At 64.7% G+C, this 25,025-nt stretch carries 26 protein-coding genes and 2 pseudogenes; 11 read left to right on the top strand and 17 right to left on the bottom strand.

All coding sequences use genetic code 11. The features are described 5' to 3' along the window. Positions 1 to 71 precede the first annotated feature (71 nt). Positions 72 to 3,677: a tetratricopeptide repeat protein gene (locus ACVDG8_RS04530; protein WP_447253627.1), complete on the bottom strand. Its 3,606-nt coding sequence runs from the start codon at positions 3,675 to 3,677 to the stop codon at positions 72 to 74. 212 nt (positions 3,678 to 3,889) lie between these two features. Continuing rightward, on the bottom strand, positions 3,890 to 4,522 hold the full coding sequence (locus ACVDG8_RS04525) for a LexA family protein (protein ID WP_447253626.1): 633 nt from the start codon (positions 4,520 to 4,522) through the stop codon (positions 3,890 to 3,892). 80 nt (positions 4,523 to 4,602) lie between these two features. On the opposite strand from ACVDG8_RS04525, the gene ACVDG8_RS04520 reads away from it, so the two are divergent. The 4 genes from ACVDG8_RS04520 (at position 4,603) to ACVDG8_RS04505 (ending at position 6,959) form a co-directional block, all read left to right on the top strand. Continuing rightward, positions 4,603 to 4,926, top strand: coding sequence for a hypothetical protein (locus tag ACVDG8_RS04520; protein ID WP_455707558.1), 324 nt, complete (start codon positions 4,603 to 4,605; stop codon positions 4,924 to 4,926). Next, positions 4,923 to 5,237 carry a hypothetical protein gene (locus ACVDG8_RS04515; RefSeq protein WP_447253624.1) on the top strand — a complete coding sequence of 105 codons (315 nt, stop codon included), beginning with the start codon at positions 4,923 to 4,925 and terminating at the stop codon, positions 5,235 to 5,237. The genes ACVDG8_RS04520 and ACVDG8_RS04515 overlap by 4 nt, the downstream gene beginning before the upstream one ends. 112 nt (positions 5,238 to 5,349) lie before the next feature. Beyond that, complete coding sequence (locus ACVDG8_RS04510) at positions 5,350 to 5,709, top strand: GcrA family cell cycle regulator (protein WP_455707557.1); 360 nt, start codon at positions 5,350 to 5,352, stop codon at positions 5,707 to 5,709. Positions 5,710 to 6,362: 653 nt separating this feature from the next. Continuing rightward, complete coding sequence (locus ACVDG8_RS04505; protein ID WP_447253622.1) at positions 6,363 to 6,959, top strand: DUF6456 domain-containing protein; 597 nt, start codon at positions 6,363 to 6,365, stop codon at positions 6,957 to 6,959. A gap of 291 nt (positions 6,960 to 7,250) precedes the next feature. Here the strand turns inward: ACVDG8_RS04505 and ACVDG8_RS04500 are convergent. The 4 genes and pseudogenes from ACVDG8_RS04500 to ACVDG8_RS04485 form a co-directional block, all read right to left on the bottom strand. Beyond that, positions 7,251 to 8,510 (bottom strand): annotated as a pseudogene (locus ACVDG8_RS04500) (DUF763 domain-containing protein). 110 nt (positions 8,511 to 8,620) lie between these two features. Next, on the bottom strand, positions 8,621 to 8,923 hold the full coding sequence (locus ACVDG8_RS04495) for a hypothetical protein (protein ID WP_447253620.1): 303 nt from the start codon (positions 8,921 to 8,923) through the stop codon (positions 8,621 to 8,623). Positions 8,924 to 9,176: 253 nt separating this feature from the next. Then, a complete protein-coding gene (locus ACVDG8_RS04490; protein WP_447253619.1) occupies positions 9,177 to 9,509 on the bottom strand; it encodes a hypothetical protein in 333 nt (110 codons plus the stop codon). 163 nt (positions 9,510 to 9,672) lie between these two features. Then, on the bottom strand, positions 9,673 to 9,999 hold the full coding sequence (locus ACVDG8_RS04485) for a hypothetical protein (RefSeq protein ID WP_447253618.1): 327 nt from the start codon (positions 9,997 to 9,999) through the stop codon (positions 9,673 to 9,675). Between the two features lie 166 nt (positions 10,000 to 10,165). On the opposite strand from ACVDG8_RS04485, the gene ACVDG8_RS04480 reads away from it, so the two are divergent. Beyond that, complete coding sequence (locus tag ACVDG8_RS04480) at positions 10,166 to 10,519, top strand: cupin domain-containing protein (RefSeq protein ID WP_447253617.1); 354 nt, start codon at positions 10,166 to 10,168, stop codon at positions 10,517 to 10,519. 173 nt (positions 10,520 to 10,692) lie between these two features. Here ACVDG8_RS04480 and ACVDG8_RS04475 read toward each other — a convergent pair whose 3' ends face one another. Next, complete coding sequence (locus ACVDG8_RS04475) at positions 10,693 to 12,708, bottom strand: acyltransferase family protein (RefSeq protein ID WP_447253616.1); 2,016 nt, start codon at positions 12,706 to 12,708, stop codon at positions 10,693 to 10,695. A gap of 119 nt (positions 12,709 to 12,827) precedes the next feature. On the opposite strand from ACVDG8_RS04475, the pseudogene ACVDG8_RS04470 reads away from it, so the two are divergent. Next, positions 12,828 to 13,151 (top strand): annotated as a pseudogene (locus tag ACVDG8_RS04470) (hypothetical protein); the annotation flags it as partial. Here the strand turns inward: ACVDG8_RS04470 and ACVDG8_RS04465 are convergent. Beyond that, positions 13,148 to 13,654, bottom strand: a complete 507-nt coding sequence (locus ACVDG8_RS04465) for a hypothetical protein (RefSeq protein WP_447253615.1) — start codon at positions 13,652 to 13,654, stop codon at positions 13,148 to 13,150. The pseudogene ACVDG8_RS04470 and the gene ACVDG8_RS04465 sit on opposite strands and share 4 nt — an antisense overlap. A gap of 552 nt (positions 13,655 to 14,206) precedes the next feature. Next, complete coding sequence (locus ACVDG8_RS04460; protein WP_447253614.1) at positions 14,207 to 14,368, bottom strand: hypothetical protein; 162 nt, start codon at positions 14,366 to 14,368, stop codon at positions 14,207 to 14,209. Positions 14,369 to 14,422: 54 nt separating this feature from the next. On the opposite strand from ACVDG8_RS04460, the gene ACVDG8_RS04455 reads away from it, so the two are divergent. After that, positions 14,423 to 14,545: a hypothetical protein gene (locus tag ACVDG8_RS04455; RefSeq protein WP_447253613.1), complete on the top strand. Its 123-nt coding sequence runs from the start codon at positions 14,423 to 14,425 to the stop codon at positions 14,543 to 14,545. Between the two features lie 72 nt (positions 14,546 to 14,617). On the opposite strand, the gene ACVDG8_RS04450 is transcribed toward ACVDG8_RS04455, so the two are convergent. From ACVDG8_RS04450 to ACVDG8_RS04435, 4 genes are all read right to left on the bottom strand, one after another. Beyond that, positions 14,618 to 14,845 (bottom strand): hypothetical protein, encoded by a 228-nt coding sequence (locus tag ACVDG8_RS04450; protein ID WP_447253612.1) that lies wholly within the window; start codon positions 14,843 to 14,845, stop codon positions 14,618 to 14,620. Positions 14,846 to 14,960: 115 nt separating this feature from the next. Then, positions 14,961 to 15,782 carry a slipin family protein gene (locus ACVDG8_RS04445; RefSeq protein WP_447253611.1) on the bottom strand — a complete coding sequence of 274 codons (822 nt, stop codon included), beginning with the start codon at positions 15,780 to 15,782 and terminating at the stop codon, positions 14,961 to 14,963. A gap of 199 nt (positions 15,783 to 15,981) precedes the next feature. After that, complete coding sequence (locus tag ACVDG8_RS04440) at positions 15,982 to 16,467, bottom strand: hypothetical protein (protein WP_447253610.1); 486 nt, start codon at positions 16,465 to 16,467, stop codon at positions 15,982 to 15,984. After that, positions 16,464 to 17,438, bottom strand: coding sequence for a LysR family transcriptional regulator (locus ACVDG8_RS04435; protein WP_455707815.1), 975 nt, complete (start codon positions 17,436 to 17,438; stop codon positions 16,464 to 16,466). Before ACVDG8_RS04435 ends, ACVDG8_RS04440 begins: the two co-directional genes overlap by 4 nt. 133 nt (positions 17,439 to 17,571) lie before the next feature. Here ACVDG8_RS04435 and ACVDG8_RS04430 point away from each other — a divergent pair, with 133 nt between their 5' ends. The 3 genes from ACVDG8_RS04430 (at position 17,572) to ACVDG8_RS04420 (ending at position 20,099) form a co-directional block, all read left to right on the top strand. Next, positions 17,572 to 18,993: an MFS transporter gene (locus ACVDG8_RS04430; protein WP_447253609.1), complete on the top strand. Its 1,422-nt coding sequence runs from the start codon at positions 17,572 to 17,574 to the stop codon at positions 18,991 to 18,993. Between the two features lie 472 nt (positions 18,994 to 19,465). Continuing rightward, positions 19,466 to 19,678: a hypothetical protein gene (locus tag ACVDG8_RS04425; protein ID WP_447253608.1), complete on the top strand. Its 213-nt coding sequence runs from the start codon at positions 19,466 to 19,468 to the stop codon at positions 19,676 to 19,678. A 109-nt stretch (positions 19,679 to 19,787) separates the two neighbouring features. Further along, positions 19,788 to 20,099 carry a hypothetical protein gene (locus ACVDG8_RS04420; protein ID WP_447253607.1) on the top strand — a complete coding sequence of 104 codons (312 nt, stop codon included), beginning with the start codon at positions 19,788 to 19,790 and terminating at the stop codon, positions 20,097 to 20,099. Here ACVDG8_RS04420 and ACVDG8_RS04415 read toward each other — a convergent pair. Then, a complete protein-coding gene (locus tag ACVDG8_RS04415) occupies positions 20,093 to 20,497 on the bottom strand; it encodes a hypothetical protein (protein WP_447253606.1) in 405 nt (134 codons plus the stop codon). The two genes, ACVDG8_RS04420 and ACVDG8_RS04415, sit on opposite strands and share 7 nt — an antisense overlap. 168 nt (positions 20,498 to 20,665) lie before the next feature. Here ACVDG8_RS04415 and ACVDG8_RS04410 point away from each other — a divergent pair, with 168 nt between their 5' ends. Continuing rightward, entirely contained in the window at positions 20,666 to 21,025 is a 360-nt protein-coding gene (locus ACVDG8_RS04410) for a hypothetical protein (protein WP_447253605.1), read from the top strand. A gap of 159 nt (positions 21,026 to 21,184) precedes the next feature. Here ACVDG8_RS04410 and ACVDG8_RS04405 read toward each other — a convergent pair whose 3' ends face one another. From ACVDG8_RS04405 to ACVDG8_RS04395, 3 genes are read right to left on the bottom strand one after another with little or no spacing between them, the layout of a single operon-like run. Continuing rightward, positions 21,185 to 23,479, bottom strand: a complete 2,295-nt coding sequence (locus tag ACVDG8_RS04405) for a xanthine dehydrogenase family protein molybdopterin-binding subunit (RefSeq protein ID WP_447253604.1) — start codon at positions 23,477 to 23,479, stop codon at positions 21,185 to 21,187. After that, the gene (locus ACVDG8_RS04400) at positions 23,476 to 24,459 is read right to left on the bottom strand and encodes an FAD binding domain-containing protein (RefSeq protein ID WP_447253603.1); all 984 of its coding nucleotides are present in this window, start codon (positions 24,457 to 24,459) and stop codon (positions 23,476 to 23,478) included. Before ACVDG8_RS04400 ends, ACVDG8_RS04405 begins: the two co-directional genes overlap by 4 nt. Continuing rightward, positions 24,456 to 24,956, bottom strand: a complete 501-nt coding sequence (locus ACVDG8_RS04395) for a (2Fe-2S)-binding protein (RefSeq protein ID WP_447253602.1) — start codon at positions 24,954 to 24,956, stop codon at positions 24,456 to 24,458. The genes ACVDG8_RS04400 and ACVDG8_RS04395 overlap by 4 nt, the downstream gene beginning before the upstream one ends. Positions 24,957 to 25,025 lie beyond the last annotated feature (69 nt).

The following is a 25,025-nucleotide window of genomic DNA, read 5'->3' as shown; positions in this document are numbered from 1 at the left end:
CCTTACTTGAGCCGAAAGCTCGGTTTCCCGTTTCCAACAGGACATCCGCAGGCCCTCCCGATACCGGACGCTTAATTCGATTGGAGACTCAGCGCTTTCTTGCGGTCGGCCTCGGCGCGCTTGTGGTTGCCCTTGGCCTCCCAGGCGCGACTTCGCGCCTCATACAGCCCGTCGAAGTTCGGATTGAGCTGGATGCCTTTGCTGAGGTCGGCAAGCGCGCCATCATAGTCTCCCCTGGTTCCTCGGATCACGCCTCGGCCATAGTAGCCGTAGACGTTTTTGGGATCGAGACTGAGCGCTTTTTGGAAATCGCTGTAGGCGCCGTCGCCGTCGTGGCGGCCCATCCGCACCAAACCGCGATCCGCATAAATCTTCGCTTCGCCGGGGGCAAGGCTGATGGCCTTGTCGTAGTCGCCAAGAGCCTGCTCGAAGTCATGTTTCAAGGTAAGGCTCTGAGCACGGCCGTAATAGGTCGCGGCATTGTTCGGATCGAGCGTGATCGCTTGATTGTAGTCGGCAATGGATCGATCGTAGTCGTGCCGGGCATATTGGGCCAGGGCGCGCCCGAAATAGGCATCATGGAACGTTGGCGCGAGCGCAATCGCGTGGTCGAATTTTGCGATGGCGCCATCATAGTCGCCCTCGTCATGCAGTGCACGACCTTCCTTGAAGAACACCATGGCGCTTGCCTGCTTGATCTTCTGGGAAAGGTTGTCTCCCGCGAACGGCCCCTGAGGGAGCTTGCCGGGCTTTTTCGAGCGAGGTGCTTTTTCCTTGGCGGCTGTTGCCAATTTTCGGCCCTGACGGGCCATGTCGGATTTAGGATCGAGCTTGAGCGCCCGGTCGAGATCGGCGACAGCGCGGTCGAAGTCGCCCATATAGTACCAGGCGCCGCCACGTCCGAAATAATAGGGGGCATAGTCCGGTTTCATTTCGATCGCACGGTTGAAATCGGCGATCGCCTTTTCCGGCTCGCGCTTCTTCACCAGCGCGAGAGCGCGGCCATGATAGGCTTCAATATAGGACGGATCGATCTCAAGCGTCCGGCTGTAGTCGGCCAGGGCGCCGTCGTAATCACCTTTCTGCAGGCGCGCCAAAGCGCGCGCTGAATAGGTAGACGGTTCGTTTGGCGCGAGCGTTACGGCGCGACCGTACTCGGCGATGGCGCGATCGTATTTGCGTTTTTTGTAGAAGGCATCGCCGCGCTCCAACAATGCCATGACAGCCTGCGGATCCAGGCTGGCCGCGGCATCGGCCTCATCGCTTTGTCCTTTCATCGCCAACGCCGCCTTGCGGCTGACGGCATAATCGGCATTGCCAGGATCGAGCTTGAGCGCCTGGTCGAAGTCGGCAATAGCGCCGGCATAGTCCTTGCGGTCGGCTCGCGCCATGCCGCGCGCATAATAGCTGGCGTCGTCTTTCGCATCGATCCCGATCGCCACCGAATAGGCCGCGATCGCGCGTCCGGCGTCGCCCTTGGCGTGCCATGCCATGCCCTTGCAGTAGTGGGCGTCACGCGCCTTCGGATCGAGCTTGGCGGCCCGCTCGCAGTCGGCAAGAGCGCCATCGGCGTCGCCGGACGTCACCTTGGCCAGGCCGCGGCCAAAATAAGCGGCGGCAAAATTCGGGGCGAGCTGGATGACCCTGTCGAAATCGGCGATCGCCTGACCGTAGTCGCCTTTGGCGGCGCTCGCTCTGCCCCGGCCGAAATAGCCGAAGCGATAGTCAGGGTCGAGCGCGATCGCCTGGCCATACGCATCGATCGCCTTGTCGTATTTTCCCATGTCCAGCCAGGCATCGCCGCCGAGGATAGCTTGCAGGGCCCGCGGATCTTTCGCCTCCAGCGACTTTGCCGCCAGTGTGTCCTGCGTGGCCGTCAAATTCGGACGAACGGCTTGCGGCTTTGATGCGGCGGTCGATGGCTTCGCAGCGGCGATCGCTGGCTTCGGCTGGCCCAGGTCCTGCGCCGGCGCGGTTTTGCCGTTGTCGCCGGCAGCCTGCTCGTTGCAGCTTCCCGACCGGGCAGGGTCCAGGTCGACGGCGCGCCGGCAATCCTCCGCTGCTCCGGCCTTGTCGCCGTTGAGCGTCCTAGCACGACTGCGGCCCAGATAGGCGTCGGCATTTTTGGGATCGAGACTGATTGCCTTGTCGAAATCGAGCAGCGCGCCGTCCACGCCGTATTTTGCCAGGCGCGCGCCGGCGCGGTCGACCAATATCCTGGCGGCGGCCTGTGTCTCGGCGATCTGAACGGTTTGCTGGCCGGCCATGAGCGCGGCGCACGCGCTGGCGTATTGCGGATCGAGTTCGACGGCGCGCCGGCAATCCGAGGCGGCAAGATAGTTGTGACCCTGGGAGGCTTCGGCAAACGCCCGGTCGAAATACGCAACGGCATTGTCGGGATCGAGCTTGATGGCATAGCTGAACAAATAGACCGCGCCCGGTACGTCGCCTTCCTGCTGATCCTGCAATCCTTGCTTTATGTACCAGGTAGCGGGGTTGGAAGGATCCAGCGTGGCGGCTGCCTGAACAGCGTTGCCCGGGGACGACATCACGGGCTTGGGCGCAGTGTCCGCCGCTTCGGCGACAACCGGCCCAGTATCGCAAGCGCCTGTCCTTTTCGGATCGAGCGCGATCGCCTTTCGGCAGTCGGTGGCCGCGCCGGCCGAGTCGCCATTTCGAGCCCGTGTCAGCGAACGGCCGATCAAGGCTGTGGCGTCGTTCGCATCGAGGGCGATCGCCTGGCTGAAATCGGCGATGGCGCGGTCGTTGTTGCCTTTGTTGGCCCAGGCGACGGCCCGGTAGTAGTGGGCATCGGTGTTGCCGGCATCTAGCGCGATCGCCTTGTTGGCGTCGGCAATCGCGCGGACCCATTCCTTCTTGTCGAGCCAGGCCCCGCTGCGGGTGGCATAGGCAACCGCGCTTTCGGGATCCACGCCTATCGCGGCGTCATAATCGGCAATGGCGCGGTCCAACTCGCCTTTCTTGGCGCGGGCGAAGCCGCGACCGATCAGGGCGATCAGGTCCGTCGGGTCGAGAGAGATCGCCTCGTCATATTCCGCGATCGCCTTGTCCTGATCGCCCTTCTTGTTCCAGGCCGTTCCAAGGCCGGCATGGGCCCCGCCATTTTGCGGATCCGCCTGGATCGCCTGTTGGTAATCGACGATGGCCGCGTCGATCTTGCCCTGGTGCAAGAAGGCCGCGCCGCGGCTGGCGAAGGCATCACCGGCGGACGGCTCCAGGGCGATCGTGGCGGTGAAGTCCGCGATCGCCCTGTCGTCGTCGCCCTTGTTGAACCAGTCGGCGCCACGGTTGAAATAGGCCGCAGCCTGCTTCGGATCGAGCGCGATCGCCTCGCCATAGTCGGCGATCGCCCTATCCCAGTCTTCCTTGTCGTCGCGGGCGAAGGCCCTGTAGAAATAGGCCTTGGCGCGCAAAAGCGATGTTTCCGTGACGTCCTCGGCAATCACGGTGCAGGCGACGATGCGGTGGTCGGCTGCCGCGGCTTTGTCATCCCCGGCGCTTTTTTCATCGCCGAAGCAAAGGGCATAGTCTCTCACAATGGCGGACGCCGGCTCGCTCAACCCGCCAAGCATCGCCATCGCCGCCAGGACCACCAGCGGTCCGCGCGGAAGCCAGGCAACAAATGCGCGCGCCAGCGCGCCGATGCGGCGTGACATGGTTTTTGATCCTCCCCCGGAGTTGCTGCGGCTGCGGCCGCGGTTGCTTATATAGTTCTGCCTTTGTTCCAAAATGCAAGCAGAAATTGCAGTGGCCGCATTCATATCGTTGCAGTGGGCCAAGCAAGGGGGAAGTCGGCTTGAAGGGCGAGAGCAGAGGCAGGCGGGAAAAAACGCGGTTCCTCGTTCCAACTCCGCCGCGACCGGCACCCTCACATATCGATCATCGACCGCTTCACCCGCCCGATGATCGTAATCGCGCCCTCCAGTTCCGGCGGCGGGATGTCGAGATAGGAGGCCGGCTGGAAGGGCGGGGTGTCGTTGGGGCGGTAGCGCTTGTAGGTGGCGCGGCCGGTTTCGTCGGAGATCACGTAGCAGCCATTGGTCACCAGCCGCTTGTCGCGCAGATTGACGAAGATGATCGAATCCGGCGGCGAGATCTTGTTCATCGACGGGCCGTCGACACGCAGCGCGATCCACTCGCCTTCCTCGAGGTCGGCGGTGGGGATGGTCGGGTAGTCGGAGAGGTTGACCACGGTCTCCTGGCCGCCGAGCTCGCCGGCGCTGATCCAGGACACGATCGGCACATCGACGGTGACGGGCGAGGCGGCAAGATTGACGGGCGCCGTCTCGCTGCCGTCGGCATTGAACAGCAGCCAGCCCGGGTCGACGTCGAACAGCCGGCCGTATTTCTCGGCAGCTTTGCGAGACAATGGCCGGTTGCCGTTCTCATGGCTGATCAGGGTGTTCTTGTTGATGTCGCGCAAGGCCCGCGCCGCATCGCTGGGCGAAGCATAGCCGGCCTGGGCGCGCGCCTGCTGCAATCTGTGCCGTGAATCCATCATCGTACAAAATGCCTGAAAATTATCGTCCGATACGTACGATTTCACTTGCGACTCTTTCGTACATAACGTACGCTTAACCCATGATCGAACATCCCGCAAGCCTTTCCGCATTCCCGGCCGCCGCCCCGGCGCTGGCCGCTGGCATCGCGGCTCCGCCTACGAGTATCTCGGAGCCGCCCGCGAGCATCTCGGCGCTTATCGACCGCTGGCAAGGCATCGGCGCTTTCGCCGCCGATGTCGGCTGCGGCTACGAGGCCGCCCGCCAGATGCGCCGTCGCGGCCGCATCGCGCCGCAGCACTGGCCGCATGTGGTGGCCGCGAGCCGCAGGCGCGGCATTGACGGCATCACCTACGAATGGCTGGCGGGCCATCGCATCGCCGCCATGCCAGGGGAGGCGGCATGAACGCGCCGCCCCCGTTTTTCGAATTCGAATCGTCCGGACTGTCCTCCTCCCCGGTCCGGACGCATTCCGGGGCATTTGCCCCGGATCCGGTTGAACCGCCCGCACCCCGGTTCATCGGAACGGCCGGAGCCGCTCCTCCCGCGGCTCCGGCCACCAATTCCGGCCCGCCAGGCCCAAGCTGCATCCGCACCGAGGATGGCACCGTCATCCTGTTCGACCGGGCGAGCGGCCGGGCGGTGTCGGGCCTGACGCGAGCTTCGGCTGAAGCGGCGTTTCTTCGATTGATCGGCGCGGCGTCTGGCGCCGCCTGATCAGCTCCTTTTCCTCGAACCTGACATGCGGCCTCGCGGCCGAACCCTGGCGCTTGGCCCGGAGCCCAACTCTTCGGAAGCCAAAGCCCGTCGCAAGCAAACGGATCAAGACATGCCTGCCGCCTATACTGAAAAGGAAATCGACGAGATCGCCGCCTGGCTGAAAGAGGGGCTTTCGGCCTCCCGCATCGCCGGCCGCTTCAGCGCGCTGCGCGGCGCCCCGGTCTCGCGCAACGCCATCATCGGCATCGTCCACCGCAATGCCGGCCTGCGGGCCATCGGCTTCGCCAATCCCAAAGGCGGCCGCGCCGGCGGCCGGCCGCGGAAAGACGCGCGGATTTCGCCGCGACGCAGACCGAGCAAGATGGCTGGAGGCGTCACACTGTCCGAACCGGCAGCGCTTTCGAGACGCGCGGAGCTGGTGGAGATCGCCGGCGCCGAGGCTGCCAATCTCCCCCCAACCCTCCACTAACAAGTAGGGGAGATGTCCGGTCCACCCTCCGAAGCGGCAGCGCAGCTGTTGCGGAGGACGGGCAGGGCAGAGGGGGGCGCTGTCCCGCCAGTGTATCCAGCAACGAAATTCCCGCGCCGACAGATCGTATCGTTGAGGCACGCACCGCCACCAAGCTAGAAAAACCCAAGCCGCGTAAATCCGCCCGCGCCCTGCCGCCAGCTTGGCTCTCGCCGGGCGGTGCCAGGCGCGAGAAACCCGAAGCCTACAAGCTGCCGGCCCCACCGCCCGCAGTAAACCCCGGCCGCCAGCCGCATGTCGCGGCGATGCGCTTCCTCGATTGCCTGTTCAGCCGCTGCCGCGCGCCGCTCGACCTGGCGCTGCGCGAGGATGCGGATGCCGACCCGCCCGGCGCGCGCCCAGGCACCGACATGCTCTGCTGCGGTTTGCGCACGTCAGGCACACGCTCTTACTGCGCGCATCACCATGCAAGGTTTCACGGCCATCGCGGGAGGGGGATGTGAGGGAGGAACTGCTAATCTCCCCGCTCGTGGGGAGAGGTCCGGTCCACCCTCCGAAGCTGCAGCGCAGCTGATGCGGAGGACGGGCAGGGCAGAGGGGGCGCTGTCCCGCCAGCCTTTCCAATTGCCCATCTATCCGAACAAGGAGCCTCCATGCCGCGCAAGCCCTCCAAAAAGCCGCAACCGCCAAAACTCGCCAAGGGCGAAGCCGAGCAGGTGCGCATCCGCCGCGAGCTCGGTCATGATTTCGCGCTGAAGGCCGACACCTTCGGCCGGCAGCGTCTCACCCCCGGCACCGCCGATGCGCGTCGCGTCTATGAAGTGTCGAACGGCGGCTACACCTCGACCGGCGGCATCGTGCGGCTGCGCAATGTCGATCCGCTGGTGGCGATCACCTCGCTGTCGCGCCAGCAGCGCGAGGCCGGCGGGCGTTTTCGCGACGATTTCGAGCGCACCCAGCGCGAGGGCCTGCAGCCGCAATCCTGGAGCGAGCGCATCGACGGCTGCCGCATCGGCGGCGGCATCCCCGACCGCGTGCTCTCCGCCGGCCGGGCGCACGCTCACGCCGCCGCTGCCCTTGCCCATTGGGAGGTGGCAGAGGTTGTGCGCAAAACCTGCCTCGAAGGCCAGTCGGTCAAGGCGATCGCCGAACGCACCGGCGAGGGCCGCGACGTGGTGGTGAAGCTGCTGAAGGTCGGGCTGGACCTGCTGGCGGTGCATTACGGGATGATGGGGCGGAAGGCGGGGTGAGAGAGTCGCAGTGCCAGGGGGATAAGAATGAGCTTGTCATCTGAAAACAAGCGTTTGGCGCGGAAAAGTGAATCAAAGGCTGAGGGGGCGGTTGGCTCGGAGGCCCGAAATTGCGGAGGTCGGTATTACCCCTCATCCGCCCTCCGGGCACCTTCTCCCCGTAAACGGGGCGAAGGAAGAGGCGCGGCGCTGGCGTTACCCTCTTTCTCCCCGTTTACGGGGAGAAATGCCCGGCAGGGCAATGAGGGGCAGCGCTGACCTGCGAGGTTATCTGGCCTCTTGCAAAGAATCTCAGCGCTCGTCGCTTCCGCCCTCAGGCGCCCCCTCCCATCCAAACACACTCCGCCCGCCCAGCAGATGCGACTGGTCGAACTCCCCCGCCACGATCTCCTTCAGGCTCGGCCCGGTCACGTAGCGCTCCATCCGCCGCGACTCGCCATCCAGCCGCCTGAGCGCCTGCAACTCTTCCTCGCGCCCGAGCTTCGCCTTGCCCACCGCCGATTTCAGCACCGAAATCGTCTCGTCATAGACTTTGAGCGGCACCGGGAAGGGATGGCGGTCCTTGCCGCCATGGGCGAGCGAGAAGCGCGCCGGATCGGAGAAGCGGAACGGCGCCCCATGCACCACTTCCGAGACCATGGCGAGAGCCCGTACCGTGCGCGGGCCGACGCCGGGCACAAGCAGCAATTCGGGGAAATCCTTCGGGCCGCTTTCGATCGCCGACGCGATGTTGCCGTGCAGGCGGCGCATGACGATGTCGCTCTCGCGCACGTCGTGATGCGCAGGCATGATGAGGTTGGGCAACAGCGGCTGCGCGGCGGGTTCCGGCTTCGTGATTTCAGGGGGCTCCAGCACGGCAAGCTCGGCCAGGATCTTTTCCAGGCTCATTGTCTTCAACAGCTCGATCTGGCCACCGCGGGCTTTTGCCGCGCGGCGGTCGGTGAGGTTGACGATCTCGCCTTGTGTTTCGCCCTCGATCGCCGCATGCGGCTGGTCGACGAAACTGGTCAGCCCTTCCGATAGCCAGTGGTAGCGGCGCGCCTGGCGGGCGTCGCCGTTCATGCCTTGCTGCACCACCACCCAGCGCCCGTCATCGGTGACGATGAAGCCGTGCAGATAAAGGTCGTAGCCATCCTGTACGGCCGCGCTGTCGACCTTGGCGACCAGCCGGCTGGCGCTGGCGAGCGCCTCGCCGTCGAGGCCGACGCGCTCGCCGATCGCCAAGAGCTCGCCCGGCGTCTTGCGCGAATGCGCGCCGCGGCCGCCGCAGACATGGATGCCGAGTTCGTTGCTGAGCGGATCTCAGCCGCGCTTCAGCGCGCCGATGACCGAGGTGGTGATGCCGGACGAATGCCAGTCCATGCCCATCACGGCGCCGAAGGACTGGAACCAGAACGGGTGGGCCAGGCGCCTGAGCAACTCGTCGCGGCCGTAATGATGGATAATGGCTTCGCACAGTACCGTGCCGAGCTTGGTCATCCGGTCGCCCAGCCATTTCGGCACCCGACCGCCATGCAGCGGCAGGTCCGCGCTGCCGCTTCGCTGCGTCACTTTTTGTTCTCCTCGGAACCGGTGACTTAGATGGCATTTCGGCGGGGATTTGCAACATGCGCCGAAGCTGATCTCCCCACTGGGAGATCAGCTTCTGCTGGCGGCCGCTGCTACCTGCGCCCGTAGATCCTGTGATGGTAATGATGGTGGTGGTAGTGCCTGACGTAGTAGCGGGGGTGGTAATAGGAATGCCGGTAGTACCGGTGGTGCGGGTAGCGCACGATATAACCGGGATAATAGTCGTCGTAATAATCGTCGTAGTACGGACCGCCATAATATGGACCGCCGTAATACGGCAAATAGCCGCCGAAGGGTGCGAAGCCGAAGCCGAAGAACACGTGGGCGTCTGCCGGTGCGACCGTGGCCACCGCCGACGCAACGGCGATTGCCGAGGCTAGTAGAAGCTTTTTCATGGCAACCTCCTCCTGAAGGTTCACATTGACAACGCTTTACGCGCGGAAAAGCTGCCAACGAGTCGGGGCGCCTGCCCGGAAATCACCGGGATTTGAAGTCGCGCCCCGCTCGCCGGCGGTGGATAAGGCTGGAGCGCTTCACCGATTTACGGAAACGGCGAAGCGCTCTAACTCTTTGTTTTGACACAATTCCGGACGGAGGGTTACGGCGAAGTCGCCGAACTTAACCGCTCACACTTTTCCCGGAATTGCTCTAGTCGCAGACGCGCACCTGCCGCATGAACCGGTGGTCACCGCTGCGGGTTCTCACCATTTCGGTCCGGCAATGGCGGCGGGCGTGTACGGCATTCGGCGGGGCGACATAGCTGCTATCATAGTTGTCGTGCTCACCGGGGGCGTAGTTGAGATAGGGGCCGCCCCAATAAGAGCCGTAGACCGGTACGGAGCTGTAGCTGTCGTAAAAGTCGCCGAAGGGGCCGTAGTCGAAATAACTGCCGCCGAGGAACACATTGCCCGCATCCGCCGGCGTGGCGATGGCGGCCGCCGAGGCGATGGCGATAACCGAGGCAAATAGAAGCTTTCTCATGGCAACCTCCTCCTGAAGGTTCGTCATGATAACGCGCGACGAGCCGAAAAGGCCGCGCCGGCCGTGCCGGGATCAGCAACATTTGAAGGCTGCGCGAATGCCAGGAGCGGGCGCCGCAAGAAAAATCGCGCGGCAAGCCGCTCCGCGCGATTTTCAGACTCGTTTAGTAGCCGTCGTAGCCACCATAGCCGTTACCGCAAACCCGCACTTCTTCCGTCACGCGGTGGTGGTGACGCCAGTGGCTGACCAACTCGGTGCGGCAATGATGGCGGTGATGGTAGCGCACCACGTAGCCGCCATTGTCGTAGTCGTCATTATAGACATGACGGTAGTAGCGGTGAGGGTAATACCCGCCATAGTTGTCGCCGTAATAATCATCATTATAACCCGGACCGACGCCAATGCCGAGCTCGACGCTGGCTGCACTGGCCGGCGCGATCGCAAACGCCGAGGCGATGGCGATCATCGAAGCAAGCAGAAGCTTTTTCATCGCTGCCTCCTGTGAGGTTTTGCCCCTTCGATGGGTTAACGGTTTCGTGATCGGGGTGTTCCAAGCAAAATCGGGCGGCGCGGCGTGTCGCGATATCGCGCGCGAATCCTGGCGCGATCCGCTATCTCGTCCTGAACAAGCCATATCCAACCGCAGGAGCCATTCCATGACCCATCCAACCATCCTCAAATTCGGCGCCGTCGAGCATGCCGATGGCGGCGACCTGCCGGGCTGGGTCGCGGTCGAGGGCTCGCCGACCATGCAGACCGCCGTCCAGCACACCACCGAGGACGGCAAGGTGATGTCGGGCACCTGGCGCGCTTCGGTCGGCACCTACCACGCCACCTACACAGATTATGAATTCGTCCACATGATCGCCGGCCGCATCATCATCACGCCGGACGGCGGCACGCCGGTCGAAGTCGGCCCGGGCGATGCCTTCGTGGTCGAGGCCGATTTCAAGGGCACCTGGAAAATCCTCGAGCCGGTGACCAAGCACTTTGTGGTTGTGGTGGGGTAAGCACGGATAATCTCCCCCTTGAGGGGGAGATGTCGCCGAAGGCGACAGAGGGGGTCGTTGCGCGTGAAGCGCTAACGCCTTCTTCGTGTCGCGCGGGGCGTCGGCGCTCTACGCGCCAGGACCCCTTCTGGCCTGCCGGGCATCTCCCCCACGAGGGGGGAGATCGGCAGCCTCTACCTCCCCACCTTCGAAATCACCCGTCTTTCCACCTCCGGCTCCAGCGATTGCGCGAACGGCGTCGCCATGTGGTGCTGGTCGCGGAAGGCGAGCATGCCATCGATGAAGACGTGGCAGGTCGTCGTGCCGCAGAAGCGGTCGGTGAGGTCGACATAGGATGCGCCCGGCACGCTGTCGACGATGGCGCGTTCCACCGCCGCCATCTGGTCGTTGGCGGCATAGGCGCGCGTCTGGTCGCAGAGCGAGGGCGTCTTGTCGCGCCACAAAGCGCGGGCGACGCAGGTGTCGATGTTCTCGTCGTTGAATGGCACGTCGCGGATGAAGGCGATTTTCAGTCCGGCCTGGCTGAGGCTTGTCAGCGTCGCCCGCAAGCCGGCCTGCCAGTCGGCATCTTGGCTGTCCGGCTCGCCTTTGCCCGCCGCCATCTTGCGCTGCGAGGTAAGCGCCAGCTCCGAGATCACCACCAGTTCCGGCTTCGCCGCGATGATCTCGGCGATCGCCTGTTCTCGCCAGCGGTCGCACTCCGAATAGTCGCGCTTGAGCTTCGACGACCATGTCGTGAACCGCGAGGCGCGGCAGGAGCTTTTCAGCCACGTCACCACCCGGAAGCCATTCTTCTTTCCCGCCTCGATCAGCGGCGTCGACCAGTGGTCGGCGTGCGAGTCGCCAAACAGCGCGATGGTGCGTTGTCCGTTGCCGAACACGCATGGCTTCGGCGTCACCGTCACGTAATCAAGCACGCAGCCGGTCTTGGCGCGCGCCGTGGAAGGCTCGGCCGCGCTTGCCGCGATGATGCGCTGCTCGGAATCGAGATCGCGCACGGCGAGCTTTGCGTTGCCATAGGCGGCTGCGACGCCGGTGCCGGTGAGGAGGAGCGCCGGCACCAGCGCCCGCGCCGCTTTGGCCGTCAGCCAGCCGTTGCGACGGATTGGATTTTCGATGAGGTGGTAGCTGAGCACCGACAGCGCCAGCGTCAGCCCGGCGCAGGCGAGGCGCTGCGCGATGGTGAGTTGCGGCGTCAGCATGCCGGCATAGACGATTATCGGCCAGTGCCAGAGATAGAGCGAATAGGAGAGTTTGCCGATCCACTGCAAGGGCGGCAGCGCCAGGGTGGCATCGACGCAATTCGACGAAAAATGCCCCGCATTTTTCCGTTCGAAACTGCGTGAAGAAATGCCGTCCCTGACGCCGGCCGCTCCCGCCATCAGCAGAAGGACCGCGCCGGCCACCGGGAGGAGCGCCAGGAAGCCGGGGAAGGGAGAGTCCTCGCTGAAGGTAAGGTATGCGGTCGCAATCATCGCCAGCCCGGTCAGGCCCAGCGCCAGGCGCAGCCTTGGGTAGCGTGTAACGAGTTGTCCCGGCGCCATCGCGCAGAGGCCGCCGGCGGCGAACTCCCAGGCGCGCAGCGGCGAGAAATAGAACGCCCAGGGCTGCGACACGCTAGTCAGCCAGGCGCAGGCCGCGAAGGAGACGAGCCCGGCAATGGTGATGGCAAGCACAATCGCACGCTTGCCTGGCCTCAGCCAGGCGGCCAGCATCAAAAGCGCAGGCCAGGCGAGATAGAACTGCTCCTCGACCGACAGCGACCAGTAGTGGATGAAGGGGTTCGACGCCGCGTCGTTGGCGAAATAGTCGAACGACCAGCGGATCAGCCACAGATTGATCATATAGGCCGAGGCGAACATCGCGCCCTTGGAGTAAAGCGCCTGCTCCTCCGGCGACAGGATCACCGCGCCGGCCGCAAGTGTCGCCGCAATGACGAACAGTGCCACCGGCAAAAGCCTGCGGGCGCGGCGCGCATAGAAGCGCAGCAGATCGAGCCGGCCGGTTTGCGAAATCTCGGCGGTGAGATGGCGGGTGATCAGGTAGCCGGAGATGACGAAGAAGATATCGACGCCGGCAAATCCGCCGGGCAGCGCGGTCAGGCCGAAATGGAAGGCGACGACGCCGGCCACGGCCAGCGCCCGCAACCCTTCGATATCGGGCCGGAAATTCCGCGCAGATGCTGACACGAAGACGAACCTCGCACTTGCTCGTTCGCATCCCGCCTGTCTGGGAGACTCGGACCTATACGGCCATATCGCAATGCAACAAATCTAACGCAGTGCAACATAACGGGAGTTTTTGCTTCGAGGAGACCGCGATCATCATCTCATCGGACCCACCCAGCACATCATTTGCTGAGCGCCAGAACCTCACCATGCGGATGCACATGCGCCGCTTTACCCGCCTGACCAATGGTTTTTCCAAAAAGGTGGAAGCTCACGCCAATGCGGTTGCCCTGCATTTCATGTATTACAATTTCGTCCGCATCCATGCTTCTCTGCGCATGACCCCGGCCATGGCAGCTGGCGTTACCGGTAAGCTTTGGGAAATCGCAGACATCGTTGCGCTGATCGAGGCGAAGGAAGCCGAAAAGCCGATGGTGCGCGGTCCACACAAGAGGCGTGGCTAAGGCCTGGTCTCGTCTCCGCCCGCATATCTCGGCAGGCCTGCCACGGCTGCCTCGAAAGCTTCGCGTATCTCTGTTTGGCTAAAGTAATGATCCCATAATTCGGTCATAAGGTAGTTCATGGCAAAAGGTAGCAGGGGTAGGTCAGGCCAAGGATTGCTGTCGTGCAGTTCACGTAAAGCGATGCCGAAATCGCAGATGGTCGTCGAAACGCGCATCTGCCATGCGTCTTTTGGGTCGTCTGGATTCATCGGTATGGTCATGCTGCGTATCTCAGCAGCATTTCTCGCTTTTGCGCAATGGGCGCTTAAGGCAACCGCTATAATTTCAAACTGACCCACTACCGAGCATTCGTAGGACTTGACAGGGGCGGGCTCGCTCGCTCTCCTGCGCTTGATTGCGCACCCATGCGGGCAGACGATGAAGAAGCCATATAGCAAGCCGACAATCGAGCGACGTGACAGGCTTTCGGCCGTCACTGCGGCCGTGCCGGCCTCCGGGTTCACGTTCTGATATCCGATGACGCGTCGAGACGCTGTGTTATTGCTTAGGCAAAGCTCTACAACGGCGCCGCGCCGGGCTCCTTGGCCGCCATCATTTCGGGGGCAGGCAGAATATCTATGAAGAAAAACTATAGCAGGCCGACGCTTGAAAAACGCCAGAAGCTGTCGGCCGTGACGGCGGACGCGATACAGTCCAACAGATGATAGCAGCCGGCTTGGTTCGTTGAAGCGCACCGCCTCGGCAGGAAAAACCCGGGACTGGCCAGGAGCGGGCGGAACACTGCGCAGGTGTCCGCCCGTCCGGCGCCGCCGCCAGACTGTTGAAACCCCGTCCGTCCCCAACAATCACGGTCATGGCGTGACCAGTGGCTGCGGAGTGCCATTGCCGCAGGGTCGTGTCAACGTCATCGGCATGGCCCTCCGGAGAGGCATTTTCGCCGATTTTTCGGGACCGAGACGCCCCTCCGTCATTACGCCATTGCGAGATGGAAAAGCCCGGAATGGCGGAATTCCGGGCTTTTTCGAGGCCCCGGCGGCTCTGTCCGGCTTATATGTCTATGCGCTTGAATAAGCTTGTTTTTCGCCGGCTGTCGCGTTTTCGGCCCGCGCCGCGATCCTGACTTTTTTTGGGTGCATCAGTGCATTGCAGCAAATGACGCCGAACGCGCCGGTTTGGCTCTTGCGCGGGGCACCGGCGGCCTTTGTGAACCGCTTCATGGTGTCCTGGTCCCAATGTGATAGGATGCGCGATGGCGAATGGGGAATGTTCCAATGGGCAATGCATTGTTCGAGCTTCTTGCCAGGCGCCGAACCTGGCTGGACCGCGTTGCAATAGGACTGCTTGTTTTCCTGGCGACACTGGTCGCGGCGCTTATGGGCGGCGCCAGCACTTAAGGCAGTTTTCAGGAAAGCAGATCGAGCGGTTCGTCATTTCCGGATAAAATGCTGCAGTTGGTCAAAGCCGCCTCAGCCCCTTTGACCGATCGCCCTGAACTCGAAGATCTGCGGTCGGAGCCTGACCGGCCGGTTCCGCTCGGTGAGGTCGACAACGCGGACCCATGTGTCGGCTCCGCCGCGCAGGGTCACCTTCAGCCCAAGCGCTTTCTCGGCGGCTTCGAACGGGGTCTTCGCCTCGACCGCATGGCTGGCGACGGTGGTGTCACCGCTCATCTCTTCGACGCGATATGCCTTCATGCGCGCGCGCCCGCATGTTCTCCGTTTGACCTCTATTACATTAGTAATAACGAATATAGCGTGAGGTTCCAATGGCGATGCGTGCGGGGAGGGCGCAATCCTCCCTTCAAAGCCGTCATGCCGCCTTCTTCCCCGCCACTGGGTTGAGGCTGTCGACCAGCCCGGTCGGGATCAGGATGGTGGCGCCACGCTCCTTGGTCGTCTCGTAGATGATGTTCATGGCGCGCAGTTGCAGCGCCGCCGGATGGTTGGCGTAGGTCACGGCCGCTTCGACGAACTTGCCGGCGACCTCCGCCTCCGCCGAACCCAGGATGACGCGCGCTTGCTTCTCGCGCTCGGCCTGCGCCTGGCGCGACATGGCATCCTGCAGTGCCACCGGGATGGCGACGTCACGGATCTCGACCGACATCACGGTGATGCCCCATTGCGCCGTCTTGGCGCCGATAACGTCCCTCAGATGCTCGTCGGCCGCCTTGCGGTCGGCAAGCAGCGACGACAGCATCGAGGAGCCGATCATCTCGCGCAGCGAGGTCTGCGCCACGCGGTCGATCGCCTCGCGGTAATTGGTGATCTCGAGCGCCGCCTGGCGCGCGTCATGCACGTGCCAGAAGATGACCGCGTCGACATTGACCGGCACGGTGTCCTTGGTCAGCGCCTGCTCGGCGTTGAAGGCGGTGGTCTGGATGCGCTCGTCGATCACCGCCACGACGTTGTCGACGACCGGGATGATCATGAACAGGCCGGGGCCACGCACACCCTGCAGATTGCCTGCGCGCAGGACGACGAATTTCTGCCAGGTATTGGCCATTTTCAGCGAGGCTGCAATCAGCGCCGCGATGACGAAGAACGGCCCGCCCGCCCATGGCCCGGCGAGTGCGCCGACGCCGGCGCCGATGAGCGCGAAGACAGCGGTGAGGAAAAGGGTGATCGAGTTCATGGATAATGCTCCTTGTCGCGGCCGAGTAGGGGTCGCGCGATGCCGCAACGGGCCTCGCGAGGAGCGTCGTCGGTCCGGGATGGACCGCTTGGCCGGCTTGTCTGGGATCGATCACGCTTGTCGCGAGGACAATCATCGCCGGCGAGGAGTCATATGGTGTGGGGCGAGGGGGTTCGCCAAGGGGCGAGATCGGCTCTCTTCAATCCGCTTCCCCGGCCGAACCCTTGCCGCACTCCGCCAACACCTTGCCGATTGCCCCGCCGGAGCCTTTCAGCGAAAAGCTCGCCGCGCCATATTTGTCGGCGGATACCGTCACATCGCCCTTGCCGCGCAGCAGCGCCAGCAGCGGATCGGACGGGCCGGCAAGTTCGGCGGTGAAGTAATTGTACATCGCCTCGAGGTCGAGCTTCCTGGTCACGCTTTTGTCGCCGGCCTTGAAGGTGAAGGATGAGCTGATGCCGGGTTCGAGCTGCTGACCGGCGGCGCCGAGATCGTAGCTCAGCACCGGCTTGTCGAAACAGGCCAGCATCAGATGCGCATCGCCCCTCGGCCCGCCGCAGACCGAAGCCGTCATCACGCTGCCGCCCTCGTCCTCCTCCATCTTGGCGTTCCAGCCGCAGGAAGCGGCCTCGGCCTGCTGGGCGGCAAGCAGCGCCAGGATGAGTGTTGCCAATGCGCGTTTCATGATCCTCCCCCCTTTGAGAACGGACTTGATCGTACAGGGATTGGGCTAGGCACGCGAGAGGGTGCCCCCCAAGAGCGGAGAGGGGTTCCGCATACCTCTTTCACCACACCACGCAGCCAGCGATGCGCCGGGTCGGCGTCGAGGCGCGGGTGCCACAACAGCGAGATCGTGAGTTCCGCGAGCTTCACCGGCAGCGCGAAGCTGAACAGCCCGTGGCGCAGCGTCTGCGTGTAGCGCTCCGGTACAACTGCGATGAGGTCGGAGCCGCGCGCCAGCGCCAGCGCCTCGGCAAAGCCGCCGACCACGGTCGCGATCTCGCGCGACAATCCCACCATCTCCAGCGCCGCGTCGACCGGCCCGCGATCGAGCCCGCGGCGCGAGACCAGGATGTGCCTGCCGGCAGCGAAACGGGCGGCGGTGATCTTGCCTTCGCTTAAAGCGTGTCCGGCGCGCGCGACGCCGACGAAGCGGTCGCGGAACAGCGCCTGGGCGCGCACCTCCGGACCGACCGAGCCGCCGACCACGCCGGTTTCGAGGTCGACCGCGCCCTCGCGCATCGGGCCAGAATCCTTGTCGGGTTTTGGCACGAAGCGCAACTGGACGTCGGGCGCTTCCTGGGCGACCCGGGCAATCAGCGCCGGGCCGAAATTCTCCACGAAACCGTCGCTGTTGCGCATGGTGAAGGAGCGGACAAGCCTTTTGAGATCGAGTCGCTCTGCCGGCCGCAGCACGGCTTCCGCCTGGCTGACCAACGGGCCGACTTGCGTGCCCAATTCGATGGCGCGCGGCGTCGGCACCAGGCCGCGACCGGCGCGCACCAAAAGCGGATCGCCCGTCGCCTCGCGCAGCCGCGCCAGCGCCCGGCTCATCGCCGAGGGGCTGAGCCGGAGTTTGCGCGCGGCCTTTGCCACGCTACCTTCTGAAAGCAGCACGTCCAGCGTCACCAAGAGGTTGAGATCGGGTCGCGACATGGCGCGATGATAGCACGGGGCGAGCAATATGACATGGCGTTTCATGCACTGATCAAGTGCAAACACTGCGCATTCCGCCCTATCTCGCCAGCGCCTATCTTTCCGGCAAGTCCCACCCTACCGGAGAACAACAATGGCCGACGTCATCGCATCGCAATCGCTCCCTACAAGCCGCTCGGCCGCCGGCGCGCTGGCCAGCCTGTCGCTGGCAATGCTCTTGTCCTCGCTCAGCACCAGCATTGCCAATGTCGCGCTGCCGACGCTGAGCACGGTTTTCAACGCGTCGTTCCCGGCGGTGCAATGGGTGGTGCTGGCCTATCTGCTCGCCATCACCGCGCTCATCGTCAGCGTCGGGCGCCTCGGCGACCTCGTTGGCCGCCGGCCGCTGCTTGTCGCCGGCCTCGCGCTGTTCAGCGTCGCCTCGCTGGCGGCGGCGCTCGCCCCGTCGCTGGCGCTGCTGATTGCCGCGCGCGCCGCGCAAGGCCTTGGCGCGGCGGTGATGATGGCGCTGACCATCGCTTTCGTCGGCGAGACGGTGGCGAAGGAGCGCACCGGCAGCGCCATGGGCCTGCTCGGCACCATGTCGGCCATCGGCACCGCGCTCGGGCCTTCGCTCGGCGGCGTGCTGATCGCCGGTTTCGGCTGGCGCTCGATCTTCCTCGTCAATGCCGGGCTCGGTGTTGTCGCCATGCTTGCCGCCTGGCGCTTCCTGCCTGCGGCAAGCATCGTCCGTCAGGCGGGCAAGCGGGCGCGCTTCGACATCATTGGCACGCTGCTGCTTGCCGCGACGCTCGTCGCCTATGCGCTGGCGATGACGATGGGGCGTGGCCATTTCGGCGCCCTGAACCTCGCGCTGCTGGCCCTGGCCGTGTTTGGCGCCGCGCTGTTCGTCTTTGCCGAGGCAAAGGTGGCGTCGCCGCTGGTCAAGCTCGCGCTGCTCAGCGACCCGGTGCTGTCGCCGAGCCTCGCCATGAACGCGCTGGTCTCGACGGTGATGATGGCGACGCTGGTCGTTGGCCCGTTCTTCCTGTCGCGGGCGCTGGGCCTGAGCGAGGCGATGACCGGCGTGGTGCTCTCCATCGGTCCGGTCGTCTCGGCGCTGTGCGGTGTCGTTGCCGGCCGTATCGTCGACCGCCTTGGCGCCTCCGCCATGGTGCTTGCCGGGCTGGCGCTGATGGTCGCCGGCTGTGCGGCGCTCGGCCTGCTGCCGCAGTTGTTCGGCGTCGCCGGCTACGCGGCTGCGATCGTGCTGCTGACACCGGGCTACCAACTCTTCCAGGCGGCCAACAACACCGCCGTCATGGCCGATGTCGGCCAGGGCGAACGCGGCGTGGTGTCGGGCATGCTCAGCCTGTCGCGCAATCTCGGCCTCATCACCGGCACGGCGGTGATGGGTGCGCTGTTTGCCTTTGCCGCCGGCACCAGCGAGATCGCGAACGCCGCGCCGGCAGCCGTCGCGCACGGCATGCGCTTCACCTTCGGGATGGCGGCGGCTTTGGTGCTGGCGGCGATTCTGGTGGCGGTCCTCAGCCCATCTGCAAGGCGCGCCGCCTAGCGCTTCCGCGATCGCGTAATTTCGCCGCCGCCCTCAACGTCTGTGTTTGCTGGCGGCGGCGCCTATCCGCCTTCGGCCGGTGCCTCAGCTACCCCAACGAACCCCACCCACTGCGGCGTCGGCCTCGTTCATTGCGCCCGTCGAGCCCTCCGGAGCCGCCGGGCGCTCGGCCTCCATCTCCAGTTCCGCCAGTTTCGACCTGATCTCATGCGGGTCCGCATGCTCGAGCCCGCTTCCAGGATACTGTTGCGGTGGTGGTCCATGTCGATAGCTCCTGTCGGCGGTCTGCGCGTTGCGATTTCAAGCTGGCAAACGGCGGCCGGCGGCCTTCGCTCCGCCGATCGGGCAACGGTCCGAAAGTCTTATCGGACTGAAGTCGCACGGCCCCGGGAGAGGGCTGAATGCCGCAACCAAAGCCCGGGCTTCGCATTGGCAAACGCGCAAATTTTACCGCTGACAGGAGCACCCGCCAATGAGCCTTGAGAGACCTCTCGACGACCAGGATGAGGAGCCATACGACACGGCGTTCTTCGCCAAGAAATACGGCCTGTCCCAACGGCTCGCCAAGACGATGATCGAGGCAAACGGTCACGCACGGCGCGCCTGCGATGCCGCGGCCACGACCTATCTCGAATATGTGGCGCTTCGGCGCCAGCGCGGAAGCCGAGGCCCGCCGGAAGCTTAGCCGCAATGGTTTCTTTCAGCGCCACACGGAACTCGCAACAGGCCGGAACAAAAATGGTGGGCGGCAATTTACCCGCAGAAGGGGCATTTCAGGAGATAGGAATAGAACAATGAAAACAGTACTTTTTGCCGCCTTGGCGCTTTGCGTCGCCGCGCCCGCCATTGCTACCGCGGCTGAGACCGAGATCGTTATCGGAACGCATCACAGGCACTATTATCATCATCATCATCGGCCGACCGTGATCATCGGCGACGAGGGGCATCGTCTCCATCATCGCCATCACGGCACGATGGCCTTCTATGACCACGGCCGGCGCGATTGGCATCGCTATCATCGCTCGGACAGCATGGTCGTCACCGGCTCCATCCAGAACCGGCGCCATCACCGTCCGGTCGTGGTCGAGGGCGACACCGACTATTGATGATGAACCGGTCCGGCCTGGGCGCTGGGATGCGCGGGCCGGACAGTTCCTTCGCCATTTGCAACCGTGGGCGCGGTCTTCGCCTTGCCGCCGGCGCCGGATAGATCGCCAGAGCCGCGCCCGCCGCGATCGACGAAAACGACAGGGCGATCGATTTTCCCCTTGCTGGGCAATCGCGTGTGGCCCTTCTCCGGAGAGGAGATCGCTCTCAGAGGCCGTGCCAGGGCTTTGACGGAAAATGCCTCCGCATCGGCATGTCCCGCCAGCCGATGTCCATCCGGTTGAAGGACGGCAACCCATCCTGCATCGGCCTCGTCAGGCGCGGATCCTGCGCGTATTTCAACGCCGCGCCCAGGCGGCGGAGAGTTTTCAACATCGACATGGAATTTATCCTTCATCGTCCAAGGCTGTCCCGAGATGATCTTCGGCCGCCTTCGGATCTAAATCGTCGATGATTGTTTCAGCCGCATCGCACAAAAACATGCCGTGCGTAACAGAACACGCACCGCTGCAATGTTTGCAGGCAAACGAATTCGCTCCGTCTTGTTTGGTACGTGACGGGGTCCATGGTTGAACATCTGAACTTCACCGCCGGGTATGGCTCTGGAGGCGTGCCGCTTATGGTTCAGCGCGTGCGCGTTGCCAAATCGAAACAAAACCGCACTCAAGCGCCATCAAACCGAAACACAATCGCTGCAAAACGCCGTCGACCGGCATCGACCGGAAATCGAGACAAAGGAAAATTCGAAATGACCAAGATCCTTCGCAATGCAATTCTCGCCGCTATTGCCGCTTCTGCTTTCGCCGGCACGGCTTTTGCTCAGCAGAAAATCGTTCCGTGCTCAGATCACGACACCTACTTGGGCCAGTGCCTCGGCGGCGGAAACCATGGCGGCGACCATGAGGGTCGCGGCCGCGCTGCCTGATCGGCGGTCTTCGCCGATAAGGAGCCCCGCCGGCGGACCGCCGGCGGGGCTCTTTGCGTTCCGAAGGGATTGCGCACGGCCTGCCGGGGGCGTCGGCGATGCAGCCGGACAACCACGCGCTAGGCCGGCAGGCAGAGGAGGGCGCCTCGCGCCGGCCTCTTAGATCAGCTTCTCCAGCGTGATCGGCAAATCCCTTACCCTTTTCCCCGTCGCATGGAACACCGCGTTGGCGATCGCCGGCGCGATGCCGACGATGGCGAGCTCGCCGACACCCTTGCCGCCGAGCGCCGAGGAATGCGGGTCGGGGATGCCGACGGAGATCGTCTGGATGTCGGGGATGTCGGCATTGGTAGGCAGCATGTAGTCGGCAAGATTGCCGTTGACGACGCGGCCGTGGCGGCGGTCGACGATGCCTTCCTCGAGCAGCGCCTGGCCGATGCCCATGATGATGCCGCCCTTCCACTGGCTCTCCGCCAGCTTCGGGTTGTAGAGCCGGCCGGAATCCAGCGCCGACACCACGCGCGACACGCGCACCGTGCCGAAATCCTCGTCGACCCGGACCTCGACGAAATGCGCGCACCAGGAATGGCGCGAGTAATTGCCTTCGGTATGCGGGATCGACATGGCGATGGTGGTGTAGTTCTTGTAGCGCTCCTCCGGCGTTGTGCTCGCCGGCAGGGTGTCGCCCTTGGCCTCGATCCGGTCGCGGCCGACAGCTTGCATCAGTTCGGCGATCGACAGGTCCGGCCCGTCGCCGCGCGGCGAGGCGATGCGGCCGTCCTTGACCACAAGCGTGTTGGCCTGGACCTTCTGGAAGGGCGAACGCGGGTCGGAGAGTGCGAGCCCGATCAGCTCGTCCAGCGCCTGGCCGGCCGCCTTGTAGACGGCGCCGGTCATGACGCCGGCAAGCCGCGAGCCGCCGGTGACGCCGGCGCGGGCAAAGTGCGAATCGCCGAGCTTCACCGAGACCTGGTCGACCGGCACGCCGAGCGTTTCGGCCGCGGTCTGTGCCAGGATCGTGTAGGTGCCCTGGCCCATGTCGATCGACGAGCTTTCGACCTCGACCGAGCCGTCGGCCAGGATCTTGACCACCGCCTCGCCATGGGCGCGGCGCACCGGATAGGTGCCGGCCGCCATGCCCCAGCCGATGAGCTGGTGGCCGTCGCGCATCGAGCGCGGCTGTGGCGAGCGCTTGGCCCAGCCAAAGGCTTCCGCCCCGGCGGCGAACGCCTCGCGCAGCTGGCGCGTCGACCACGGCTTGTTCACCTGCGGGTCCTGTTCGGCATAGTTGATCAGCCGGACCTGCAACGGATCCATGCCAAGCTCATGGGCAAGCTCGTCGATGGCGCTTTCGATGCCGAAGGCGCTGGGATTTTCGCCCGGCGCGCGCTTTGCCCCCGGCACCACCGTGTTGACGCGCACGACATTCTGCTTCGAGGAAAAGTTGGGCGTGGCATACATGATCGAGGTGACGGATCCGAGCGGCTCGACCCACATGCCGTCGACCGACGTCTCGTTGACGCCGCGATGCACGATCGACTGGATGCGGCCGTCGCGGTCGGCTCCGATCGTCACCGTCTGACGGGTCGCGGCGCGGCCGCCATAGGAGGTGAAATTCTGCGGCCGGTTGAGCACCAGCTTGACCGGGCGGTTCAGCATCTTGGCCGCCGCCGCCGCCACCGCGCTGTGCGCCAGCGCCAGCGCCTTCGACCCGAAGCCGCCGCCGATATAGGGCGACACCAGTCGCACATTCTCGAACGGAATGCCGAACCATTCGGCGTAGGTGCGCGCCATGCCGTCGAGCCACTGGCTCGGCTCCCAGATGGTGAGCGCGTCGCCTTGCCATCGCGCGATCAGCCCATGCGGCTCCATCGCCGCCTGGAATTCGCGCGGCGTGTTGTAGGCGGCGCAGACCCGCACGGGCGCCGCGGCAAACGCAGCCTGGGCGTCGCCCCATTCCTTGGTCATAACGTCGATGGGGATGCCGTCGCCGGCCTTGCCGTCGCTGAGGTCCACGATCGCCGGCGTCTCCTCATAGGTCACCTTGACCAGCGCCGCCGCGGCGACCGCCTGCTCGAAGGTTTCGGCGACCACGGCCGCGACGTGCTGGCCGGAAAAGGTGACGGTGCGCGCCAGGGGCGCGTAGGTCGGCAGCGCCGGCGGATTGCCCAACCAGTCCGATGCGCCCTTGAGTTCCATGATGGTGTCGGGCGTCAGTACCGCAAGCACGCCCGGCGCCGTTTCGGCCGCGCGTGTGTCGATCGCCGTTACCTTGCCGGCGGCGATCGTCGCGCCGACCAGCACCGCATGCGTCAGGCCTTCCAGCTGCTGCTCGAAAGCGTACTTCGCGGCACCGGTGATCTTGGCCGGCCCGTCGACGCGCGACAGCCGTCCGCCGACGGCTTCGAGGCGCGCGCTGTCGGAGCCTGCATGTTTCATGTCATGAGCGGTCATGCCGTCTCTCCCAATTTGAGGATCGCCCGGGCGGCAACGCGGGGGCCGAGCGCGATCTTGTAATGATTGGCGCCATGGTCGACGGCGCCTTGCATGGCGAGCTCGCAGGCCTCGCGCACGATCGTCTCGTCGAGCGGCTTGCCTCTCAGCGCATCTTCGACGGCGCGCGCCCGCCACGGCCTGGTGGCGACGCCGCCAAGCGCGACGCGGATGTCGCGGATGGTGCGGCCGTCTGCTTCGAGCTCCAGCCCTACCGCCGCACTTGCCGCGGCGAATTCATAGGACTGGCGGTCGCGCACCTTGATGTAGGTCGAGCGCCTGGCTGCAGCCGAAGCGGGAATTTCGATGGCCGTGATCACCTCGCCGGGGCGGATGTCATGCTCGCGCTCGGCGGTGGCGCCTGGCGCGAGGAAGAAGTCCTCGAGCTTGAGCGTGCGCTCGCCCAGATGCAACTCGGCGTCGAAGGCGACGAGCGCGATGGCGAGGTCGCCCGGATAGGTGGCGATGCAGGCTTCGCTCACGCCAAGCACCGCATGGCCGCGCGTCACGCCGCCGATCGCCGAGCAGCCGCTGCCCGGCGAGCGTTTGTTGCAGGCCGGGAAATTGGCGGGGTCGCGGAAATACGGGCAGCGGGTACGTTGCATGAGGTTGCCGCCGATGGTCGCCATGTTGCGCAGCTGCGCGGAAGCCGCCTGCCACAGCGCTTCGGAGGCCGCCGGGAAGTGGCTCTTCACTTCGGCGTTGTCGGCGACATGGCTCATCTTGGCTAGCGCGCCGATCATGGCGCGGTCAGCCGTGATGTCGATGGCGTTCAGCCCCTCTATATGGCTGATGTCGATGACCGTCGAGGGCTCGGCGACGCCGCATTTGGCGAGATCGACCAGCGTCGTGCCGCCGGCCAGCAGCATGGCGCCGGGCAGCGCCGAGGCATTGCGCGCGGCCTCGATGGTGTCGGCGCGGAGGTAGGAAAAATCTCTCATGCGTTGAGCTCCTTCGCGGCCTGGCGCACGGCGGCGACAATGTGCGGGTAGGCGCCGCAGCGGCACAGATTGCCGGCCATGTATTCACGGATCTCGTCGTCGGAGCCGGCATGGCCTTCGCGGATGCAGGCCACCGCCGACATGATCTGTCCCGGCGTGCAGTAGCCGCACTGGAAAGCATCCTGTTCGAGGAAGGCGGCCTGCACGGCGTCGAGCGTGCCGTCCGCGTCCGCCAGCCCTTCGATTGTGGTGATCGAGCGGCCCTCGACCTGGGCGGCGAGCGTCAGGCAGGCGAGCACGCGCTCGCCATCGACATGCACGGTGCAGGCGCCGCACTGGCCCTGGTCGCAGCCTTTCTTGGTGCCGGTAAGATGCAGCCGCTCGCGCAGCGCGTCGAGCAAGGTGACGCGCGGCTCGATGTCGAGGGAATGGTCGCGGCCGTTGATGGTGAGATGGATGGACAGCGTGGTCGGGCTGATGGTGACTTGGTCATTCATGGCGTCGGGCTCCAATTGCTGGACGCTTATGCGGATGGAAATGGGGCTTGGCAGGAGAGGGGCAAGGCG

It is taken from the genome of Mesorhizobium sp. ORM8.1 (assembly GCF_053005525.2).
The sequence above is the reverse complement of the archived record's forward strand: the minus strand, read 5'-3'. Positions and strand labels throughout refer to the sequence as shown.

What these genes read in the sequence shown, in the direction of transcription:
- ACVDG8_RS04530 (WP_447253627.1), bottom strand. Translation starts at nt 3,677, where the DNA reads ATGTCACGCCGCATCGGCGCGCTGGCGCGCGCATTTGTTGCCTGGCTT.
- ACVDG8_RS04525 (WP_447253626.1), bottom strand. Translation starts at nt 4,522, where the DNA reads ATGATGGATTCACGGCACAGATTGCAGCAGGCGCGCGCCCAGGCCGGC.
- ACVDG8_RS04520 (WP_455707558.1), top strand. Translation starts at nt 4,603, where the DNA reads ATGATCGAACATCCCGCAAGCCTTTCCGCATTCCCGGCCGCCGCCCCG.
- ACVDG8_RS04515 (WP_447253624.1), top strand. Translation starts at nt 4,923, where the DNA reads ATGAACGCGCCGCCCCCGTTTTTCGAATTCGAATCGTCCGGACTGTCC.
- ACVDG8_RS04510 (WP_455707557.1), top strand. Translation starts at nt 5,350, where the DNA reads ATGCCTGCCGCCTATACTGAAAAGGAAATCGACGAGATCGCCGCCTGG.
- ACVDG8_RS04505 (WP_447253622.1), top strand. Translation starts at nt 6,363, where the DNA reads ATGCCGCGCAAGCCCTCCAAAAAGCCGCAACCGCCAAAACTCGCCAAG.
- ACVDG8_RS04495 (WP_447253620.1), bottom strand. Translation starts at nt 8,923, where the DNA reads ATGAAAAAGCTTCTACTAGCCTCGGCAATCGCCGTTGCGTCGGCGGTG.
- ACVDG8_RS04490 (WP_447253619.1), bottom strand. Translation starts at nt 9,509, where the DNA reads ATGAGAAAGCTTCTATTTGCCTCGGTTATCGCCATCGCCTCGGCGGCC.
- ACVDG8_RS04485 (WP_447253618.1), bottom strand. Translation starts at nt 9,999, where the DNA reads ATGAAAAAGCTTCTGCTTGCTTCGATGATCGCCATCGCCTCGGCGTTT.
- ACVDG8_RS04480 (WP_447253617.1), top strand. Translation starts at nt 10,166, where the DNA reads ATGACCCATCCAACCATCCTCAAATTCGGCGCCGTCGAGCATGCCGAT.
- ACVDG8_RS04460 (WP_447253614.1), bottom strand. Translation starts at nt 14,368, where the DNA reads ATGAAGCGGTTCACAAAGGCCGCCGGTGCCCCGCGCAAGAGCCAAACC.
- ACVDG8_RS04455 (WP_447253613.1), top strand. Translation starts at nt 14,423, where the DNA reads ATGGGCAATGCATTGTTCGAGCTTCTTGCCAGGCGCCGAACCTGGCTG.
- ACVDG8_RS04450 (WP_447253612.1), bottom strand. Translation starts at nt 14,845, where the DNA reads ATGAAGGCATATCGCGTCGAAGAGATGAGCGGTGACACCACCGTCGCC.
- ACVDG8_RS04445 (WP_447253611.1), bottom strand. Translation starts at nt 15,782, where the DNA reads ATGAACTCGATCACCCTTTTCCTCACCGCTGTCTTCGCGCTCATCGGC.
- ACVDG8_RS04440 (WP_447253610.1), bottom strand. Translation starts at nt 16,467, where the DNA reads ATGAAACGCGCATTGGCAACACTCATCCTGGCGCTGCTTGCCGCCCAG.
- ACVDG8_RS04435 (WP_455707815.1), bottom strand. Translation starts at nt 17,438, where the DNA reads ATGTCGCGACCCGATCTCAACCTCTTGGTGACGCTGGACGTGCTGCTT.
- ACVDG8_RS04430 (WP_447253609.1), top strand. Translation starts at nt 17,572, where the DNA reads ATGGCCGACGTCATCGCATCGCAATCGCTCCCTACAAGCCGCTCGGCC.
- ACVDG8_RS04425 (WP_447253608.1), top strand. Translation starts at nt 19,466, where the DNA reads ATGAGCCTTGAGAGACCTCTCGACGACCAGGATGAGGAGCCATACGAC.
- ACVDG8_RS04420 (WP_447253607.1), top strand. Translation starts at nt 19,788, where the DNA reads ATGAAAACAGTACTTTTTGCCGCCTTGGCGCTTTGCGTCGCCGCGCCC.
- ACVDG8_RS04415 (WP_447253606.1), bottom strand. Translation starts at nt 20,497, where the DNA reads ATGAAGGATAAATTCCATGTCGATGTTGAAAACTCTCCGCCGCCTGGG.
- ACVDG8_RS04410 (WP_447253605.1), top strand. Translation starts at nt 20,666, where the DNA reads ATGGTTGAACATCTGAACTTCACCGCCGGGTATGGCTCTGGAGGCGTG.
- ACVDG8_RS04405 (WP_447253604.1), bottom strand. Translation starts at nt 23,479, where the DNA reads ATGACCGCTCATGACATGAAACATGCAGGCTCCGACAGCGCGCGCCTC.
- ACVDG8_RS04400 (WP_447253603.1), bottom strand. Translation starts at nt 24,459, where the DNA reads ATGAGAGATTTTTCCTACCTCCGCGCCGACACCATCGAGGCCGCGCGC.
- ACVDG8_RS04395 (WP_447253602.1), bottom strand. Translation starts at nt 24,956, where the DNA reads ATGAATGACCAAGTCACCATCAGCCCGACCACGCTGTCCATCCATCTC.